Below are 19,622 nucleotides of genomic sequence, written 5' to 3' on the forward strand. Positions count from 1 at the left end.
CAACTCCCTGCCCGAAAGCGCCACCACCCCCGCACCGCTGAACAACCCCCACTTCCACGAGCCGCTCAACCAGCCGCGCGCCCTGCGCCTCGGCGTCGCGGGACCGGTCGGCACCGGCAAGAGCTCCATCCTGGCCACCCTGTGCCGCGCGCTCGCCGGCGAACTGTCCATGGCCGTCGTCACCAACGACATCTACACCGACGAGGACGCCCGCTTCCTGCGCTCGGCGGGCGTCCTGCCCACCGAACGCATCCGCGCGGTCGAGACCGGAGCCTGCCCGCACACCGCGATCCGCGACGACGTCAGCGCCAACCTGGACGCCGTCGAGGATCTGGAGGAGGCGTACGGGCCGCTGGACCTGGTCCTCATCGAGAGCGGCGGCGACAACCTCACCGCCACCTTCAGCCCGGCCCTCGCCGACGCCCAGCTGTTCTGCATCGATGTCGCGGGCGGCGGCGACGTCGCTCGCAAGGGCGGCCCCGGCATTGCCGGCGCCGACCTCCTGATCATCAACAAGACGGACCTCGCACCCCATGTGGAGGTGGACGTGGCCGCCATGGTCGCCGACGCCGAGGCGGCCCGCGGCGGGCTCCCCGTGCTCGCCCTGTCCAGGAAGGACCCGGCCTCCACGGCCGAACTCGCCGACTGGGTACGCTCCCTGCTCGCCCGGCACCGCTCCGGCAGCCATGTCCCCACCGACCCCGGCCCGATGGCGCCCCACAGCCACAGCCACTCGTGAACGAACCGGTGGTCATCGGCGTCGAGCGCGACGCCACGGGCCGTCATCTGGCGCGCGAACTGCGGCCCGGCGCGTTCCTCGCCCCGCGCCCGCTGCTGCCGGTGGCCGGCCGGATCCGCGTCGCCCTCGTCGGCACCCGGGCCGGACTGCTCGCGGGCGACGCACTCGGGCTGCGGATCTCGGTCGGCCCCGGCGCCCGCCTGGAACTCGTCGAACCGGCCGGGCTCGTCGCCTACGACCACCGGGGCGGCAGCTCCCGCTGGCAGGCCCGGGTGGACGTCGCCGAGGGCGGCGAACTCCTCTGGTGCGGGCTGCCATTCGTGGTGTCCGGCGGGGCGGACGTCGAGCGGGACATGGACGTCCGGCTGGCCGCCGGGGCCCGGATGCTGTGGCGCGACACCCTGGTCCTCGGCCGCTCGGGCGAACGCGGCGGAAGCGTGCGGGCGACGACCCGGGTGACGTACGACGGGCGTGAACTCCTCGTCGAGGACCTCGACCTGACCGACCCCGGATTGCGCGGACTGCCCGGCATCCTGGGCCCCCACCGCGTCATCGGCGCCGTCACCGCACTCGGCAGGACCCCACCGGGCCCGCCGCACCCCTACCGCACCGACCTGGCGGGCCCGGGGGCGCAGGTCCGGCTGCTGGACACGGTCGTCCCGGCCGTGGACGCGGAACTCACCGCGGTCTGGGAGTCCTGGAGCGGCGGCTGACACGAGCCGCGCCGGCCCGGCGCGATCAGACTCCGCGCACCTCGTCCGCGGCTTCCACCCCCGGGCGCTCCGCGATCCGACGGCGGCGGGCGGCGCCCCGCGCCCCCGCCACCGCAGCGGCGCACAGCAGTGCCGGAGCCGCCGCCAGCGCGAAGCACAGGGCGAGCGGCAGCCGGTCGACCAGCAGACCGACCGCGGCGGTGCCGCCCGCCGACCCGGCGTTGAACGCGGTGTTCACCCAGGCGCCCGCCTGGGTGCGCCGGGAGGCGTCCACCGACTCGTCGGCGATCAGATACGCGGTCGTGAGCGCGGGCGCGACGAAGAGCCCGGCGACCGCGACCAGCGCGACCAGTACGTACAGACGCGGTGACATCCCCGCCGCCAGCAGCGCGGCGCCCAGCGCGGCGGCCACCACCGGCAGCCGCACCCGGCTTGCCGACCTCCACCGGACCGCCCCGTAGGCCAGCCCGCCGACGGCGCTTCCGGCCGAGAGGGCGGCCAGCACCCAGGACACGGCCGCCGCCCGGTGGAGCCGCTCGGTGAACGCCACCACCAGCAGATCGAGCGCCCCGAGACAGAGCCCCACGGCCGCCGTCACCAGCACCGCGTGCCGCAGGTCGACGATGCCGCGCAGGCGCAGCCGGGGCGCGCCCGGTCCGCCGGCCGCGGGCTGCTTCGCGCGCGCCGCGCGGGGCACCGCCGGGGACGTCACCAGCGCCACCGCCCCCACGAACACGAGCACCGCACCGGCCAGCACACCGGCCGCCGGCACGGTGACCGTCACCACGATCCCGACCAGCAACGGGGCCGTGACGTACATCAGTTCCTCGGCCACCGCGTCCAGGCTGTACGCGCGCTGCAACAGCTCCCGGTCGGGGACGAGGTCGCTCCACAGCGCCCGCATGACCGGACCGAGCGGCGGAGTGCAGGCACCCGCCGCCGTGGTGAGCCCGCTCAGGAGCAGTGCCGGGGCACCGGGACTCCAGGTGGCCAGGGCGATCACGGTGAGCAGCGCCGCGTACAGCCCCGCCATGGGCGGCACGGCCCGGCGCGGTCCGTACCGGTCGATCAGCGCGGCGCGGGCGGGGGAGAGGGTGACGCTCGCGGCCCCGAACAGGGCCATGGCGGCCCCGGCCACGGAGTACGCGTGCGTGGCGTCCTTGAGCGCGAGCAGGAGGGAGAGGGGGGCGACGCCGTACGAAAGCCGTCCCAGCAGCGCGGCGGCGAAGGGGCGCGCGGCATGGGGTGTTCGGAGCACGGCGGCGTAGGAGGGCGTGGGAGAAGACGTGTGCACGACGACATTCCTCGTGAGGCAGCGCGGAGACCCGGCGCTGCGGGTATGCGGGGACACCGGAGTGCCGCACCCGTGACGACGGGTGCGGACGTCTCGGGGTCCTACGCACGAGGAAGAGTCATGCGGGCAAGCTAGCAGAGCGGCCGGTCAGGTGATGTCCGGGTTGGCCGCCAGGATGTCCTCGGCGACCGCCCACAGCCCGGGCAGGAACCGGATGACCTCCTCGCGCCGCTCCAGGATGTCCGCGGTGCCGGTGATCCCGGTCAGGTCGGCCACGGCCGCCTCGAACGCGGGCAGGCGCGCGGTGTGCAGCGCCGGGTCGTCCACGGCCAGCACGGTGTGACAGCGGGCGAGCGTCGCGACGATCCAGAAGACGGCCTCGCGGTGTTCGCCCCGGTCGATCAGCTCCCGGCTGCCGTCGACCGCGATGGGGCGGGCCCGTTCGGTGAGGTCGCTGCTGAAGAAGAAGGGCGTGCGCGCCACCGGGACCGTGGCGTCGAACGTCCGCGTCATCTCGCCCACGTGGTGCCGCACCACCTCCGCGGACACGTCGGCGCAGCCGAGCAGCTCCAGCAGTTCCCGGTACAGCCGCGGCCGCCCGTACGCGGTGAGGACCTCACGGGCGGCCGGGTAGCGCAGTCGGACGGTGGGGTTGCGCAGCGCCGCGACGAGCAGGACGTGGGTGGTGACCCCGGTGGGGAACATCCAGGCCGGCACCTGCTCGTGAAAGGGTGCGGTGCCGTCGAACGCGGCGAGACGTCCCTCGACGCGCCGCCGGGCGTCCAGACACCGCCGCCGGACCCACTCGCGCTCGGCGAAGCGGGGCGAGAGGTCCGCGTACAGGGCGCGCAGCCCGCCGGTCGGATCGTCGATGACGGTGTCGACGCGGAAACTGCCCGCCAGATGGTACGAGGAGAGGACGGTCTCCGCGTCGCGGAGCTCCGCCCACGGCACGTAACTGATCTCCAGCAGGGCGCCCCCGTACCGGAGTTTTCCGGGCTTGACGGGCGGGTCCTCGTCCTCCGTGACGACCACGACGTCGACGTCCGAGGAGGCCGCCAGCTCGGCGTCGTCCGCCCGGCCGACCGTCGACCCGCTGAAGTACGCCCCCCGGTATCCGGGGACGGAGCGGGCGTGGGCGGCCACCCAGCGGACCGCGGCGGCGCGTGCCGTTCCGACTCTCATGTGCGCGACTCCTCGGGCGGATCCGGACCGTGGCGGCGCGGAGACGCCGCACCGGTCCGGCGCGCCCGCTCCGTACATGTCGCACCATCACGACGCGGTGGTCAAGCCGGGCCGGCCGCGCCCCCGGCCCCCAGCAGCCCCGAGGCGTCGAGCACCTGACGGATCGCCCGCCCCGACGCCAGCTCCTCCAGCGCGTGGTTGACCTCGCCCAGCGCGAGGGTGCCGGTGTGCATCTCCTCCACCGGCATCAGGCCCGCCCGCCACAGGTCCAGGAAGCGGGGGATGTCCCGGCGCGGGACCGCGTCGCCCATGTACGAGCCCAGCAGGGACTTGCCCTCGCCCGCGAAGGCCAGGGCCGGGACCTCCAGCACGCGGTCCGGGGAGGGCAGGCCCACCGAGACGACCTTGCCGCCCCGGGCCACGGCCGTCAGACACGCGGCCATCACCTTCGGGCTGCCCACGGCCTCCACCGCCACCTCCGCCCCGCCGGACGTCAGTTCACGGATCGCGGCGACCGCCTCGTCGGGGGCGTACGCGTGCGTCGCGCCGAGGCGCAGCGCCCGCGCGCGCTTCTCCGGGACCGGGTCCACGGCGATGACCGGGTACGCGCCGGCGGCCCGCGCCCCGAGCACCGCCGACAGGCCCACGCCGCCCAGCCCGTAGACGACCGCCGACTGGCCGGGGCGCAGGGCGGCCGTGTTGATGACGGCGCCCGCGCCCGTCAGGACCGCGCAGCCGAACATCGAGGCCACGGTGAACGGGATGTCGCGGGGGATCGGCACCACGGACTCCTGGGCCACCACCGTGTACGAGGAGAACGCCGAGACGCCCAGCTGGTGGTGGACCGTGGCGCCGGAGGCGTCGGTCAGGAGGGAGGGGCCGTGCAGCAGGGCGCCGGAGCCGTTCGCCGCGGCGGCCGCCGCGCACAGGGCCGGGCGGCCCGCCGCGCAGTCGGCGCAGAAGCCGCAGCTCGGCACGAAGACCAGGGCGACGTGGTCACCGGGGGAGATCCGGTGGACGCCGGGGCCGGTCTCCTCGACCACGCCGACCGCCTCGTGGCCCAGGGCCATCGGCAGCGGCCGGACCCGGTCGCCGTTGACGACCGACAGGTCCGAGTGGCACAGGGAGGCGGCCGCGACCCGGACCAGGACCTCGCCCTCGCGCGGGGCCGCGAGGGTCAGCTCCTCCACCTCGACCGGGCGGGTCCGCGCGTAGGGGCGGGCCGTTGATATGCCGCGCAGGACCACCGCGCGGGTCTTCACGCCCTCACCCCGTCGCGCGGTGCGCAGCGCAGCACGTCGCGGCTCTCCAGCAGCGGGACGACCTTGCCGAGCACGATCTCCTGGAAGTGCGGGGTCGCGCAGTGCGCGGTGAAGTCGGCCTCCGTCGCGTACTCCTCGTAGAGCACGATCGCCCGCGGGTCCTCGGTGCCCTGGTGGACCCGGTAGGCGAGGTTTCCGGGCTCCTGGCGGGAGGCGGCGGCCATGGTGTCGAGCAGGGGGAGGACGGTGTCCTGCTCGCCGGGCCTCGTTCGGTAGCGGGCTACGACCACGTATGTCATGTCGGTACTACTCCTGGGGTGGGGCGGGCCTCTTGAGGGCGGCCGGCGGGACCGGCGGCAGCTGGTCGCGGCGCAGGTGCCAGAGGCGGGGGTCGGACGTGGCGGCAGCGGCCGAGCCGAGGGCCAGGGCGAGCGCCACGTCCGCGGGGGTCTCCACGAAGCCCGCGGCCACCGAGGGGGACATCGCGCGCTGTGCCTGCGCGCTCATCCGGGCGATGATCGGGGCGGGCATGACTTCGACCAGGTCCGGCGCCCCGCGCGAGATCGCGTCCGTGGAGCGGCGCAGATTGGACCGGTCGGTGACGAACACCTTCATCATGGTCAGCAGGCCGAGCGGGCGGCCCTTCTCTATCAGCGGGAGCCGGGTGCTGACCACGCCGTGCGCGCCCATGTTCTTGAGGAATTCCAGCGCGCCCCGGTCCTGCGCGAGACCGGGGCTGCTGTCCACGTTCACGAAGACGACCTTCCCCGCCCGGCCCAGCGCCGGCACCACTTGGGGCAGCTGCCCCACCGCGAACGAGGCGAGGATGCACACCCTGGCCGGTGCGGTCAGGAACTGCCGCAGCGGCTGGGTACCGACGACCGACGCGATGACGGGCACCTCGGCGAACGCCGAGGTGAGCCGGGGATCGAGCGGAGCGCCGGACCGGGGCGGGGAAGGGGTCATGGCAGGCCCTGACTGGGAAGAGGGTGCGCGGCTGCTGCTGGGTCAGTTCAGCGGAGACGTACCGAATCGGCTGGGAAGACCCAGTTTGCCAGGGTTGAGAATCCCGGCCGGGTCCAGGGCCGCCTTCACCGCCACGAACGTCGAGAAGCCCGCGCCCAGGGATTCCGCCAGGTAGGGGCCGCGCAGCAGTCCGCAGCCGTGGTGGTGGCTGAGCGCCGCCGCGTGCTTGATGAGGACCGCGTTCGCCGCGTCCCACACCGACCGGTACCAGTCGCGGCGCGCCTCGGGCGCCACCTCGCCGCGCAGCGAGAAGTACACGCAGGCGCCGTCGGTGTACGCGTGCGACTGGTGCGCCGACGCCGCCAGGGTGCCGGGCACCGACTGGATCGCGGCGACCACCTCGTCGTAGATCACCGGGAGGCCGGCCCAGGACGCGGCCATCTCCAGGGTGTCGGCGACGAAGCCGGGGCCGGGTGTGAAGCCGTCGGCGGACTTGCCGACCAGCATCCGCTCGTCCAGCCATCGCTCGAAGACGGCCTTCGAGTCCAGCTCGGGGCCGTACGCGGAGCAGACCTCGGCCGCCACCTTGATGGAGGCGTCCACGATCGCCGGGTCGCCCTCGTCCGCGATCAGCAGCAGGTTGGTCTCCGGGTGGCCGAAGTGGGTGCCCGACTCCAGGGCGTCGTACAGCCGCAGCACGGCCGGCGTCGCACCCCGCTGCATGATCTTGCGACAGGCGTCCAGGCCCTCGGCGAAGGTCTCGAAACCGAAGGCGACGGCGTTCGCGTACTCCGGGAGCGGGTGCACGCGCAGCCGCGCCGAGACGATGACACCGAGGGTGCCCTCGGAGCCGATGAACAGCTGGCGCAGGTCCGGGCCGACCGCCGCGCGGGCGTAGTCGCCGTACGTGGCGCGGGTGCCGTCCGCGTGGATGACGTCCACGCCCACGACCATGTCCTCGATCTTGCCGTAGCGCGTGGAGAGCTGGCCGGCGCCGCGGCAGGCGATCCAGCCGCCGACCGTGGAGACGGCGAACGCGGACGGCCAGTGGCCGGTCGTGACGCCGTACTCCTCCTGGAGCTGCTTCTCGAAGAGGTCGCCGAACATGCCGGCCTGGACGTCCACCACGTTCGACTCGGCGTCGAAGCCGGTGATCCCGTTCAGCGCGCACACGTCCAGGACGACACCGCCGAAGACCGGCAGCGCGGCCCCCGTGACGTTGGAGCGGCCCGCCGACGGGGTGACCGGGATGCCGGCCTCGTGGCAGATCCGCAGCACGGCCGCGATCTGGTCCGCGTCGGCCGCCTCGACGATCACGGCGTCCGGCGTCGCGGGACGGCCCTCGGTCTCGCCGATCATCGAACCGGCCCACCAGTCGCGGGTCCGGGTGACGACCTCGTCGCGCTCCACGTGCACGGCGTGCGCGGCCCCGCGCAGGGCCTCGATCACGGTCTCCGGGACCTGGACCGGGTTGTTCTGGAGCGCGGCCTCGCCGTCGCCGATCGGGGTGTTCTGCGCCCACTTGGCGAAACTGGGGGCGCCGATCGTGTAGTTGCCCCGGTTGAACGGGTGGGTGATGGTCTGACGGCTGATCATGCTGCTGCCCCTTCGAGGAGTACGGACTTTTCGTGACGGACGGCCGCGAGGTAGTCGGAGACGGAGCGCTCCACCTCGGCCTCCGTGAGGTTCAGTTCCCGGCCGAGGATCGCGCCGACCGCGCCCGCCGCGTCGGCGGAGGCGTCGCGGGCGAAGAGCCGGGCGCGCGTCCGGCGGGAGAGGACGTCGTCGACCGAGCGGGCCAGCTCGGCGCGGGCCGCGTAGACCACCTCGGCCTTCGTGTACGGGAGACCGGCGACGACGGGCTCGGCCAGCGTCGGGTCCTCCTGGATGAGGTCGCCGACGAAGCGGGCCTCGGTGCCGAAGCGCTCGCCAAGGTGCGCGGCGATGCCACCGGACGCGGCCACGGCCTCGGCGTCGTACCCGGCGCCGCCCAGCAGCGGCAGGTCGGTCGTACGGCTCCTGCCCTTGCGGCCCAGGACCGTCATCACCTTGTCGATGACGAGTTCGCCCATGTGCCGGCTGGTGGTGAGCTTGCCGCCGGTCACCGTCACCATGCCGGTGCGGCCGACGCTGATGTGGTGGTCGCGGCGCATGTCGAGCGTGGCGCCCTCCTTGCCGCCGACCAGCGGACGCAGCCCGCCTATGGAGCCGACCACGTCGTCCGGGGTGAGCCTGCCCTCGAAGGCCGTGTTGGCGCCCTCCAGCAGGAAATCCATCTCCTGGCGCGTGCAGTGCACGTCGTCGGGCGAGCCCTGGTAGTCCTCGTCCGTGGTGCCCAGCACCACGCTGTTGCCCCAGCGGGTGCAGGTCGCGCGGCGGGCACGGCCCGGGATCGGCACGGTGACCGTGCAGTTGATCCGCACCTTGTCCCACGGCACCACGATGTGCACGCCCTTGGCCGGGCGCACCTGCGGCCGGTGGCCGTCGACGGCCTTCGCGTCCAGTTCGTCGGTCCACACCCCGGTGGCGTTGACGACGGCCCGCGCCCGGATGTCGACGCTGTCACCGTCCACCTCGACCCGGGCCCCGGCGACCTTTCCGGCCTGCGTCAGCAGACCCTCGGCCTTCGCCCCGTTGAGGACGGTCGCGCCGAGCGCCGCGGCGGTCCGCACGATGGTCAGCACGAGGCGGGCGTCGTCGGTGCGGGCGTCGAAGTACATCAGCCCGCCCTTCAGGTTCTCCGCGCGCAGCGTCGGCGCCTGCGCGAGGACCTCCGGAACGGTCAGCCGCTGGTGCAGCTTCCCGATGCGCCAGCCGCCGACCAGGTCGTACGTCCACAGCAGGCCCTCGAAGCCCTTCGCGAGACGGGCGTCGAAGATGCCCTCCTTCTCCAGGATCGGGAAGAGGAACGGCAGCCGGTGCACCAGATGCGGGGCGTTCTTGCGGAAGCGGTGCCGTTCGAGCAGTGAGTGCCGTACGAGGTTGACGTTGCCCTGCTCGATGTAGCGCAGACCGCCGTGCACCATCTTCGAGGACTTCGACGACGTGCCGGAGGCGAAGTCGTCCTTCTCGACCAGCGCCGCGCGCAGCCCCCGCGAGGCGGCGTCCAGCACGGCGTACGCCCCCGTGATGCCGCCTCCGATGACGAGGACGTCGTACGTGTCGTCGGCCAGCCGCCGCTTGGCCGCCGCGCGGTCGAGCAGCAGGGGCGTGCGGCGGGTCGCCGCGGCGCTGCGCCGCGGTTTCCGGGCGGGCATGGTGATCACAACATCAACTCCTGGTGTTTCGGTGCGGCGGCGGTGTGGTCGGGATACCGGCCGCCTGCTGACGGTGAGGGCCGTCAGTGGGGGGTGGTGAGGGGGGTGAGCGCGGGGTCGTTGAGATGGCCGATCAGCACGTCGCGCCAGGCGGTCCGCCGCTCGGCGCGTTCGTCCGCGCCGGCCGACGGTTCGAAGACCTGGCCGCGTGGCTGCGCCTCGACGATCTCCTCCAGCGAGCCCCACAGTCCCTGCGCGACCCCGGCCAGATAGGCGGTGCCGCGCAGGCTGGCGGTCGCCGAGTCGGCGACCCGCTCCAGCGGCAGACCGGTCAGGTCGGCCTGGATCCGCAGGAGCGGGTCGCTGCCCGCGACCCCGCCGCCGACCCGGAGGCGGGTGAACGGGGCGCCCATCGTGGCGGCCACCCCGTCGACGAGGTCGCACACCGAGTGCGCGATCCCGTCCAGGACGGCGCGGGCCAGATCGGCGCGGGTGGTGGCGAGGGTGAGCCCGGTGAGGGCGGCGGTGGCCTCGGGGTGCCAGACCGGCGTCCGTACCCCGGCGAGCGCCGGGACGAAACGCGGGGTGCGGCCCGGCCGGGTGGGGACCCGGCCGGCCTCCTCACCGAGCTCCTTCGGCGAGGCGAACAGGCCCAGGTCGTCGCAGAGCCAGCGCAGCGCCGAACCCGCCGTGGAGGTGTACGCCTCCAGGCTGTAGTGGCTGATGTCGCCCTGCCGGTAGCCGGGCTGGGCGAGCACCCCGGAGATGTCCGGCCGGGGCAGGGCGGGCGTGGTGCCGGTCGCCGCGTCGACGAACGCGCCGGTCCCGTACATGCACATGCCCTGCCCGGAGGCGAGGCCGCCGAGCGCGATCAGTGCGGCGTGCTGGTCGCCCATGGAGGCGGCCAGCGGGACGGCGATGCCGAGGGTTCCCGGGTCTGTGGTGCCGAATCCGGCGTCGTCCGAGCGGAGTTCCGGAAGCAGGTCGAGGGGGAAGCCGAGGTGGCCGATCCACTCCTCGTCCCAGGCGTGCCGCTCCAGCAGGTATCCCCCGCTGGACGCGGCGTTGGTCGGGGTGGTGGCGTGCACGGCGCCGCCGGTCAGCCGCCAGATCAGCCAGGTGTCGACGGTGCCGAAGAGCAGCCGGCCGGCGCGGTGCGCGGCGGCGACCTCCGGGTGCGCGGCGATCTGCCGGGCGGCCCAGAGGAACGGCGCGCGGGCGCCGACCGGACGGCCCTGGCGGGCGGTGAGGACGGCGTCCCACTTCGCCTCGTGCGCGGTCAGCTCGGCGGCGTGGCGCCGGTCCTGCCACACCACCGCGGGCAGCAGCGGCCGCCCGGTGACCCGGTCCCAGAGCATCGCGGTGGCCCGCTGGGTGGAGAGGGCGACGGCGGTGAGCTCGATCCCCTCCGCCCTGGCCGCGCCGACGGCCCGGCGCGCCACGTCCAGGGTGGCGGTCCAGATCTCCATCGGATCCTGCTCGACCGAGAGGTCGTCCGGATGGCTGACCGCGATCGAGCGGTAGAACACCTCGTGCGCGGCGCCGGAGTCGAGGACGACTCCGGCCCGGGTGCCGGTGGTGCCCTCGTCGATGGCCAGCACACCGCGCCGGGGGGCGGCGCCGGGGAGCGTCTGCGTCATTGCAGCCCTTTCATTGCGAGCATCGCGAGCTGTGCGGAGGGGAGAGGGACCATCGTGTGGCGGGGCAGGCGCGGCGGACGGTCAGCGCGCGGTGACGGACTCCGCGTGTTCCGGCGAACCGGTGACCTGCTGGGCCGCGGCCTCGTCGGGCGACGCGGCCTTCATCGGGTCCCACTTGATGGCCAGACAGGTGATCATGCCGAGCAGCGGGACGACGGAGAGCACCAGGAAGGTGTCGGCGAGGCCGAGCGACTCCTTGATCTGCGGGAACAGATACAGCCCGGCGACACTGCCGAAGCTGCCGACCATCCCGGTGACGCCGGTGCCCAGCGCGCGCACGTCACTGCTGTACGAGAGCGCGGCGATGGACTTGCCGTTGGCACCCGGACCGGTGGAGTGGCAGAGGATGAACAGCACCGGCAGCAGGAACGCCACCGCCGTCGGCACCTTCTCGAAGGTCAGCCCCATCGCGATCAGGGCGACGAACACCCCGGCGAAGCCCGCGGCCGAGCTCAGCCGCAGCCCCAGCCGGCGGCCGAAGTACGCGGACAGCAGCCCGCCCGCGATGCCGAAGGCGTTGAAGACCATCGAGCCGATCGTGGCCTTCTCGAAGCTCTCACCGAAGATCGTCAGGCTGATCAGCGGGAGGTACCAGCCGACCGCGAAGTACTGCATCGACTGCCCGAGCGAGATGACCGAGGAGAGGATGGTGCGCGGCAGGTATTCGCCCCTGAAGAGCAGCCCGGCCTGGCGGAAGCCGATGGCGGGCGCCGCGGTCGCGGCGCGGGTCGCCTCGTCCGGCTTCCCGGCGACGGCCTTGATCCCGTAGATGCGGTCCAGGTTGAGGACGGCGTCGTCCAGGCGGCCCTTGCTCGCCAGCCAGGTGGGGCTCTCCCTGAGCATCAGCCACTGCCCCAGGAGCAGCGCGACGGCGACGACGGCGGCCGAGCCGACCGACCAGCGCCAGATGTCCGCGCCGACGTCCAGGTTGAAGAAGAGCAGGGCGAGCGCGAGGTTGCTGGTGGTGGCGACGTACCAGACGGCCTGCCACAGGTTCAGCCGGCCGCCCAGCTTGGCCGGGGTGTATTCGGCGAGCAGGGCCATGGCGACGGCGAAGTCGATGCCGTACGCGACACCGACGAGGACCCGGCCCAGCCAGACGACCGTGAAGTCGCCGGCGAAGGCGGCCAGCAGGGCGCCCGCGATGGCGAAGACCTTCGCGATGAGCAGCGGGGGGACCCGGCCGATCCGGGTGGCGAGCCAGCCGCCGACCGGGTTGAAGATGATCGCCAGGGCCGGAGCAGTGGCCGTGAGGATCGAGACCTGCGTGCTGGTCAGGTCCATCTGGGACGTCATCGGTCCCAGACCCGCGCTCAGCGCCGCGTTCGAGTAGGCGTCGAGGAACAGCCCGCCGAACACGAGGAACCAGATGACTTGCGCCCGGCCGGTGATCTTTCCCAGCCCATCGATGAGCGCAACGACGTCGGCGACGCCTTTGACGCTCGGACGTTGTGCCATGAATCCGCCTTCGAGGAAGACCCATCGGTGGCACGGGGAACGCAGAAAAAACAGGCATGACGAAACCACCGACAGGTGGTCTTTGTCTGTGCCTGCCAAAACACTGCGGAAAGCGCCGCAGCACGTGAAGTACGACTACACGAGGAGATTAGGAAAGCGTCTGGAGGAACGTCAAGGGTTTCCGGCAGGTTACCCAAACGTGACGAGGGGGTCCCGGGGCCCGGCCGCGGGCCCCGGGACCGGGGCCGTCAGCGCCCCGCCCGGAGCGCCGCCCAGGTGGCGGGCCCCACGATGCCGTCGGCCGTCAGCTCCCGGCTCGTCTGGTACGAGCGGACCGCGGTCGCCGTCGCCGGGCCGAAGCTTCCGTCGGCCGCGACCGTCGAGCCGAGCGCGGCTGTCAGCGCGCGCTGGAGCCGCTTTACGTCCTCGCCCGTCGCGCCCTCGGCGAGGACCGGCGAGGAGCCCGCCGACAGCAGCGCGGTCCAGGTCCTGGCTCCCACGACCCCGTCGGCCTCCAGACCGCGCGCAGCCTGGAACGACGTCACCGCGCCCGTGGTGGCGGTACCGAAGGTGCCGTCCGCGTCCCCGGCCGGGTAGCCCTGCTCGTTCAGCAGCAGCTGGAGGGCCTTGACCTGCGGGCCCGCCGAACCGGTCCGCTGGGTGGTGTACGTGTCGAAGCTCAGCCCGTCACGGCTCCCGCCGCCCGTGTCGGTGCCGCCCACCAGCTCCATGTAGCGGTTCCAGTCCCAGTAGGGGCCCGGGTCGGTGTGGTCGTTGCCCGGGGCCTCGCTGTGCCCGATGATGTGCGCCCGGTCCTTCGGGATGCCGTACCTGTCGCACAGGTGGGCGGTCAGCGCGGCCGACGACCGGTACATCGAGTCCGTGAACCAGGACGGGTCGTCGATGAAGCCCTCGTGCTCGATGCCGAGCGCCGAGGCGTTGGCGCTGCGCGCGTGGTAGGCGGTGTCGGCGTCACGCACCATCTGGGTGATCTGGCCGTCCGACGAACGCACCACGTAGTGCGCGCTCACCTCGGACACCGGGTCCTGGAACCAGCTGATCGAGCCCGCGTACGAGCCCTGGGTGACATGGACGACCACCTTGTCGATCGCCGCGGTGCGGCCGGTGGCGTAGTTGTTCGGGTCGGCCGGGACCCAGAGCGCCGCCGGGTAGTCGGCGCTGCGGGCGCCGGTGTCCGCGGCGGCGATGCCGTCCTTGTGCGGCGAGACCGGGCGGCCGGTCACCGTGATCCGCTCGCCGTCCGGGGTGAGGGTGTCCAGGCCGTCCGCGAGGAAGGTGTAGACCGTGTCGGCGTAGAGGGCCGCGGCCGGCCCGTCCGTACCGCCGTAGCGGGCGACGGCCGGGTACCAGGCGTCGAGGTCGTCGCGGTCCCCGGCGTCGAGGCCGAGCGTGTCCGCGTAGCCGCGCAGTACGGCGGCGCCGCCGAGGATGTTGGCCCCGGTCTCGGAGCGCAGGGCGGCGAGCGGTTCGCCGGTGAGGGCGGCGGCCCGTTCGAGGGTGTGGTGCGAGGGGTTGCTGACCAGGTGCATCACGCCGAAGCCGTTCGCCTGGCTGGGGCGTCCGGCGTGGCCGTCGAGGCGGGTCTCGCCGTACCCGACGGCGGCGAGCAGATCACGCGGTACGTCGAACTCCTCGGCGGCCCGCTCGAACGCCCGGTCCATCGGGTGTCCGGGGTCCGTCGTGGCGAGGGCCGGGGTGCCGGTCGCCGCCAGGACGGTGGCGGTGAGGGCCGCCAGGAGGGATGCGCGGGCCTTGGGGTGGGCGGCGCGTGTGGGCATACCTGCTCCAGCTGTGTGGGGGAAGGAGAACGGCGCCGGGCTTGGTGGGGAGCGGCCCGGCGGCCGCGAAGCTGCTCACGATAGAGAGCCGTCGAACGTATGACAATCATGCCTGCGTGTGTCGAACGTCCTTTCACTCCAACGGAGTTGGCGCACGGGCGGCCCGGAGTGCGCTCTCCGGGATTCGTACACCTGGACAGCCCCCCACCGCACGGGGGAACGCGGACCGGCGCCGTCGTCGCCAGGGCGTATAACAGAGAACTCCGGACCAGCCGGCGTCCCCGATGGCACTCACATCTCACGCGGCAAGGCGTCACCGCGTACGACAGCGGAGAAGTGCCCGATGAGCATGAGCACGGCAGACGAGATCAGCACCTTGCTGACGGCGAACTTCGGAACCGACCCCGTGGCGATCCGCCCCGAGGTGCCGCTCCGTCAGCTCCGCCTGGACTCGCTCGCCCTGGAGGAACTGCGGCTCCTCATCGAGGACCGGCTCGGCATCGACCTCGACGACGTCCAGCTCACCTCGCGCGACACGGTCGGCCATCTGATCGACGCCGTGCACCGCAAGGCCGCCGCGTGACGGCCCCGTACCGCCTCCCGCCCTTCGCCGCCGCCGTCACCGGCATCGGACTCGTCACATCGGCGGGCGTCGGCGCCGAGGCCACCTGGCGCGCGGTGACCGACCCCGCGGCCGCCCCCTGCGTGCCGCACCGGTCCGAACTGCACGGCCTGCCCTGCGACTTCATGTACAGCGTCACCGGCCTCGACACCCGGACGGTGCTCGGCGTGGCCGCGCACCGCCTCATGGACCGCTTCTCGCACCTCGCCGTCATCGCGGCCCGCGAAGCCGTCGCGGACGCGGGCCTGGACCCGGCCGTCTGGGACAGCGGCCGGGTCGCCGTCGTCATCGGCTCCGCCCACGGCGGCCTGCCCTTCTACGACGAACAGCACACCGCCCTCACCGAACGCGGCGCCCGCCGTGTCTCGCCCAAGCTCGCACCGCTCTCCGTCGTCAACGGCGCCGCCAGCAGCGTCGCCACCGACCTCGGCGCACACGGCCCCAGCCAGGCCGTCTCCACCGCCTGCTCCTCCGGCACCGTCGCCATCGGCACCGCCCACCAGATGCTGCGCACCGGAGCCTGCGACATCGTCGTCGCGGGCGGCGCCGAATCGGTCTGCTCCCGGCTCCTGATCGCGAGCGCCTGCCGGCTGAAGGCCGTCTCCACCCGCCGCGACGACCCCAGGGCCGCCTGCCGCCCCTTCGACACCCACCGCGACGGCTTCGTCGTCGGCGAGGGCGCCGGGCTCCTCGTCATGGAACGCCCCGAGCACGCCCGCGCCCGGGGCGCCGCCGTCCGCGCCCACGTCGCCGGATACGGCGCCTCCAGCGACGCGTACTCCGCCGTCGCCCCCGACCCCGGCGGACTCGGCATCGAACGGGCGCTGCGCACCGCCCTCGCGGACGCCGGGACCTGCGCCGCCGACATCGGCCACGTCAACGCCCACGGCACCTCCACCGTCTCCAACGACCTGATCGAGGCGACCATGCTGCGCCGGGTCCTGGGCGAACACCCCCTCATCACCTCCACCAAGGCGATGACCGGCCACACCCTGGGCGCGGCGGGCGGCATCGAGACCGCGCTGACCGTGCTCGCCCTCCAGCACGGACTCGTCCCGCCCACCGTCAACCTCGATGCCCCCGACCCGGAGATCCCGGTCGACGTGGTGCGGAAGGAGGCCAGGCCCGCGGCGTTCGACGCCGCGGTCAAGACCTCGCTCGGCTTCGGGGGCCACAACGCCGCCCTCGTCCTCACCAGGGCCTGACCACCGCGAAGGACCGATGACCATGCCCGACGAGATCATCCGGACCCTCTCGGTGGACGGACTGCGCTACCACTACCGCGCCCTGCCGCAGCCCGCGCCCGGCACCGAACCGGTCATCGTCCTCGGCGGCGCGCTCCAGGGGATGTACGGCTGGCCGCAGATGGACGAACACCTCGGCCCGCACGCCACCGTCGTCACCGCCGACCTGCCCGGCATGGGCGGCGCCGACCCGCTGCCGCCCGGCACCCGCGACGACCTCCTGTACTCCGCCGTCACCGGGATCATCGACGACCTGGGCGCGGAACGGGTCAACCTCTTCGCCTTCTCCTACGGCACGTCCATCGCGTTCGGCTGCGCCAAGCGCCACCCCGGCCGGATCGCCCGTCTGGCCCTCGGCGGCGTACCGGCGCACATCAGCCAGGCCCAGCGCGACCAGTGGAGCCGGGCCGTCGACCGGCTGGAGACCGGGGACGTGCAGGGACTCGCCCGGCTGACGGCCGAGGCGCTGATGTGCCTGGACCCGCAGCGCCCCGTCCACCGCAGGGAACTCGCCCTGCGCTATGTGCGCCGGTCCTTCGTGCACGCGCTCACGCACTCCTCGCACGCGGAGCGGTCGCTGCGCCGGGCGCTGGAGCACCGGCCCGACTTCTCCGGCGGGCTGAGCGGGGTCCCCGCGCTCGTCTTCGCCGGCGAGCACGACACCGTGACCTCGCCGCCGCGCCAGGCCGACTTCGCGGCCACCATCGAGGGCAGCCGCTTCCTGACCATCGGCGAGTCCGACCACTGGGTCGTCCTGGAGCGCGCCGACGACGTGGCGGACCTGGTGGCCCGCTTCCTCACCGACCGGCCGCTGGAGGCCGCCCCCGCGCTCCGGCCGCTCGCCGCCCTGCCGCGTCCGCGCACGGGCGCGGCAGGTCCGGCGCTGCCACGGGCGGGCGGCTGAGCCGCCCGCCCGCCCGGATCAGCGGTGACCGTGGTGGCCGTGGTCCGGGGTGTTCACGTCCAGCCGGACGATCTGCGGGTCGTGGTCGCTCGCCTGGTCGGCGAACTCCGCGTTGATGTGCACCACGTCGTAGTCGAAGCGGCGCACCCCGGGGCTGGTCAGGATGTGGTCGAGGGTCTGCGAGTTGCCCTCGTACACATAGCTGTACTGCTCGTTCTTCGGCAGCGTGGTGATCAGCGGCTTGAGGACCTTGCCGGCGGTCAGCGCGCCGACGGTGGGCGAGAAGGCGAAGTCGTTGAGGTCGCCGAGGACGACGACGCGGGCCGACTTGTCCGCCGCGAGCAGCGACTTGACGAAGGTGTTGACCTCCTTCGCCTGCTGCACGCGCTTGGTCTCCGAGCCGCGCACCGGCTCCTGGTAGCGGCCGTGCAGCGGCTGGTCGCCGCCCTTGGACGCGAAGTGGTTGCCGACGACGAAGACCGGCTCGCCGCGGAAACGGAACTCGCCGACCAGCGGCTTGCGGCTGTCGTCCCAGGCGGCACTGGCCGGGGCGATCCGGCCGGGCGAAACCGAGAGGGTGACCCCCTTCCTCGTCCTCACCGCCGCGACCGGGGTCGTCGCGTCGCCACCCGGGCGGTCCACGAAGTCGACCCTCAGGGGGTTGAAGAGGAAGACGTTACGGATGTTGCCGCCGGGCTCGCCGCCGTCCTTGCCGTCCTGCGGGGCGACATAGCGCCAGGAGTAGCGCGGGCCGCCCGCCGCCACGATCGCGTCCGTGAACCGCTTCAGCGTCGCCTCGGAGCCGACCGTGCCGTCGTTGACCGCGCCGTTGTCGTCCTGGATCTCCTCCAGGGACACGATGTCGGGGGAGGAGAGGTTGACCGCGACGCCCTCGGCCAGGGTGTCGAACTTCGCCTGCTCGTCGAGCGCGTCGAGGTTCTCCACGTTGTACGTGGCGACCGCGAGCTCCTTGTGCTTCTGCTTGCGGGTCACCTCGCGGCGCAGATGGTGGTCGGTGACGCTGCCGAGCTGGGTGGCCTGGAGGTTGTAGCCGCCGTAGGAGTCGTAGTCCAGGACGCCGGAGGTGGTGCCGGACAGCACGTCACCCACGTTCGCGGTGGGCACGGGCTTGTCCGCGTCCAGCGACATGACCTTGATCCGGCCGGTGTTCTGGTCGGTGTAGGAGCTGTACAGCGTGCCGCCGCGCCGGGTCGGGTTCTGCTTCGGCTCGACCGTCACCCACACCTCGCCGTACGCGGTCGTCGCACCCGTCACCCGGGTGTCGGCGATCCGGACCCGGGTGCCCTCCAGGGACTCGTACAGGTCCAGCGCGTACTTCGACGGCTCCAGCGGCAGCGCGTCGATCGAGCCGCCGCCGGCCGACGGCACGTACCGGGCGGGCACCGCCCGGGCGTTCAGCACCACCGGCGCGGGCAGCGCGTTGCCGGAGGACAGGACGGTGACCCGGGGCGAGGTGATCTCGGTGACCGACTGGGTGGTGGTGGACGGGTAGTACTCGTCCACCGTGCCGCTGACCAGCACCGAGTCGCCCACCGAGACGCCCGGGGCGGCGGAGCCGGTGTAGACGAAGACGGCCTCCGAGGTGCGCGGGTCGGCGTCCGGCGCGGTGTCCTGGATCCAGAACCCGCGCGAACCCGAGGCACGCACCGCCGTGACGACCCCGGGCACGCCCGTGACGGCCCGGCCGTCCAGCGGGGAGACCCGGGTGGTGCCCTGGATGTCGTGCACGCGCACGGTGCCGGGCTCGGTCGGGTTGCCCGGGTCGCCGGGGTCCTCGCCGCCGCCGGAGGTCTCGCCGGCCGCGTTGACCGGGGTGGGGGCCGCGGCGGTCAGGTCGGCGGCGTTGTCGTCGGTGTCCGCGAGCGAGGCTGCGCGCGCCACGGAGGCGGAGGCGGAGGCGCCGGTGGCCGGTCCGCTGCCCTCCCGGACGACCGCGGTGCCGTAGCCGACCAGGTCGACGACACGGGTGTCGGCGGCGCAGTCGGCGGCCGTCTTGCAGGTCAGCGGGGTGGTCCCGGAGACCAGGGCGACGCTGCCGCTCGCGGCGGCCATCGCGATGGTGCCGGTGGCGTCCGGGGTGGGCAGGGCGACCGTGCCTCCGGTGCCCGCCGACTCGGCGACGAGATAGCGGCCGCCCGGCGCGAGCGAACCGGTCAGCGCCGAGACCTGCCACGTCGAACCCGCCGACGGGGCGCCGGGCAGGTACTGGACGCTGAAGCCGGACAGGTCGTACGCGGCGGAGCCCGCGTTCGCCAGTTCGATGAAGTCCCGGGTGAGCGTCGCACCCGAGTTCCCGCCACCTCCGTACACCTCGGAGATCACGGCGGACGCGGACGGTGCCGCGAAGGCGGCGGGCAGCGCGGTCGCCGAGAGCGTCACGGCTACCGCGCCGGCCAGCAGGACGGAACGGGGTGTGGATATGCGCACGGAAGCTGCCCCTCAGAGTGTGGTGAAGGAG

At 73.4% G+C, this 19,622-nt stretch carries 16 protein-coding genes; 5 read left to right on the forward strand and 11 right to left on the reverse strand.

The features are described from left to right. The first annotated feature begins 7 nt into the window (after positions 1-7). The gene (gene ureG, locus P8A18_RS28245; protein WP_371933800.1) at positions 8-739 is read left to right on the forward strand and encodes an urease accessory protein UreG; all 732 of its coding nucleotides are present in this window, start codon (positions 8-10) and stop codon (positions 737-739) included. Beyond that, entirely contained in the window at positions 736-1,452 is a 717-nt protein-coding gene (locus P8A18_RS28250) for an urease accessory protein UreD (protein ID WP_306058971.1), read from the forward strand. Before ureG ends, P8A18_RS28250 begins: the two co-directional genes overlap by 4 nt. A 25-nt stretch (positions 1,453-1,477) precedes the next feature. On the opposite strand, the gene P8A18_RS28255 is transcribed toward P8A18_RS28250, so the two are convergent. The 10 genes from P8A18_RS28255 to P8A18_RS28300 form a co-directional block, all read right to left on the reverse strand. Next, complete coding sequence (locus tag P8A18_RS28255; RefSeq protein WP_306058973.1) at positions 1,478-2,746, reverse strand: MFS transporter; 1,269 nt, start codon at positions 2,744-2,746, stop codon at positions 1,478-1,480. A gap of 147 nt (positions 2,747-2,893) precedes the next feature. Continuing rightward, complete coding sequence (locus P8A18_RS28260; protein WP_306058974.1) at positions 2,894-3,931, reverse strand: hypothetical protein; 1,038 nt, start codon at positions 3,929-3,931, stop codon at positions 2,894-2,896. 101 nt (positions 3,932-4,032) lie between these two features. Further along, on the reverse strand, positions 4,033-5,193 hold the full coding sequence (locus P8A18_RS28265) for a zinc-binding dehydrogenase (RefSeq protein WP_306058976.1): 1,161 nt from the start codon (positions 5,191-5,193) through the stop codon (positions 4,033-4,035). Then, positions 5,190-5,492 (reverse strand): putative quinol monooxygenase, encoded by a 303-nt coding sequence (locus P8A18_RS28270; protein ID WP_306058978.1) that lies wholly within the window; start codon positions 5,490-5,492, stop codon positions 5,190-5,192. The genes P8A18_RS28265 and P8A18_RS28270 overlap by 4 nt, the downstream gene beginning before the upstream one ends. Positions 5,493-5,499: 7 nt before the next feature. After that, a complete protein-coding gene (locus tag P8A18_RS28275) occupies positions 5,500-6,159 on the reverse strand; it encodes a glycerol-3-phosphate responsive antiterminator (protein ID WP_306058980.1) in 660 nt (219 codons plus the stop codon). Positions 6,160-6,201: 42 nt separating this feature from the next. Further along, complete coding sequence (locus P8A18_RS28280; RefSeq protein ID WP_306058982.1) at positions 6,202-7,755, reverse strand: FAD-binding oxidoreductase; 1,554 nt, start codon at positions 7,753-7,755, stop codon at positions 6,202-6,204. Further along, positions 7,752-9,425 carry a glycerol-3-phosphate dehydrogenase/oxidase gene (locus tag P8A18_RS28285; RefSeq protein WP_306058984.1) on the reverse strand — a complete coding sequence of 558 codons (1,674 nt, stop codon included), beginning with the start codon at positions 9,423-9,425 and terminating at the stop codon, positions 7,752-7,754. The genes P8A18_RS28280 and P8A18_RS28285 overlap by 4 nt, the downstream gene beginning before the upstream one ends. Positions 9,426-9,499: 74 nt before the next feature. Beyond that, positions 9,500-11,056 carry an FGGY family carbohydrate kinase gene (locus tag P8A18_RS28290; protein WP_306058986.1) on the reverse strand — a complete coding sequence of 519 codons (1,557 nt, stop codon included), beginning with the start codon at positions 11,054-11,056 and terminating at the stop codon, positions 9,500-9,502. A gap of 81 nt (positions 11,057-11,137) precedes the next feature. Beyond that, positions 11,138-12,574, reverse strand: a complete 1,437-nt coding sequence (locus P8A18_RS28295; RefSeq protein ID WP_306058988.1) for an MFS transporter — start codon at positions 12,572-12,574, stop codon at positions 11,138-11,140. Positions 12,575-12,822: 248 nt separating this feature from the next. Continuing rightward, positions 12,823-14,373 carry a peptidoglycan-binding protein gene (locus P8A18_RS28300; protein ID WP_306058991.1) on the reverse strand — a complete coding sequence of 517 codons (1,551 nt, stop codon included), beginning with the start codon at positions 14,371-14,373 and terminating at the stop codon, positions 12,823-12,825. 349 nt (positions 14,374-14,722) lie between these two features. Here P8A18_RS28300 and P8A18_RS28305 point away from each other — a divergent pair, with 349 nt between their 5' ends. Genes P8A18_RS28305 through P8A18_RS28315 form a run of 3 tightly spaced genes read left to right on the forward strand, consistent with a single transcriptional unit; the run spans position 14,723 to position 17,143 of the window. After that, complete coding sequence (locus tag P8A18_RS28305) at positions 14,723-14,956, forward strand: acyl carrier protein (protein ID WP_306058993.1); 234 nt, start codon at positions 14,723-14,725, stop codon at positions 14,954-14,956. Then, a complete protein-coding gene (locus P8A18_RS28310; RefSeq protein WP_306058995.1) occupies positions 14,953-16,200 on the forward strand; it encodes a beta-ketoacyl-[acyl-carrier-protein] synthase family protein in 1,248 nt (415 codons plus the stop codon). Before P8A18_RS28305 ends, P8A18_RS28310 begins: the two co-directional genes overlap by 4 nt. A gap of 22 nt (positions 16,201-16,222) precedes the next feature. Continuing rightward, positions 16,223-17,143, forward strand: a complete 921-nt coding sequence (locus P8A18_RS28315) for an alpha/beta fold hydrolase (RefSeq protein WP_306058997.1) — start codon at positions 16,223-16,225, stop codon at positions 17,141-17,143. 18 nt (positions 17,144-17,161) lie between these two features. Here the strand turns inward: P8A18_RS28315 and P8A18_RS28320 are convergent, their stop codons facing one another. After that, positions 17,162-19,591, reverse strand: coding sequence for a DUF8508 domain-containing protein (locus P8A18_RS28320; RefSeq protein WP_306058999.1), 2,430 nt, complete (start codon positions 19,589-19,591; stop codon positions 17,162-17,164). Between the last annotated feature and the right edge of the window lie 31 nt (positions 19,592-19,622).

Origin of the sequence: Streptomyces sp. Mut1, from assembly GCF_030719295.1 — a bacterium.
GTDB lineage: Bacteria > Actinomycetota > Actinomycetes > Streptomycetales > Streptomycetaceae > Streptomyces > Streptomyces castrisilvae.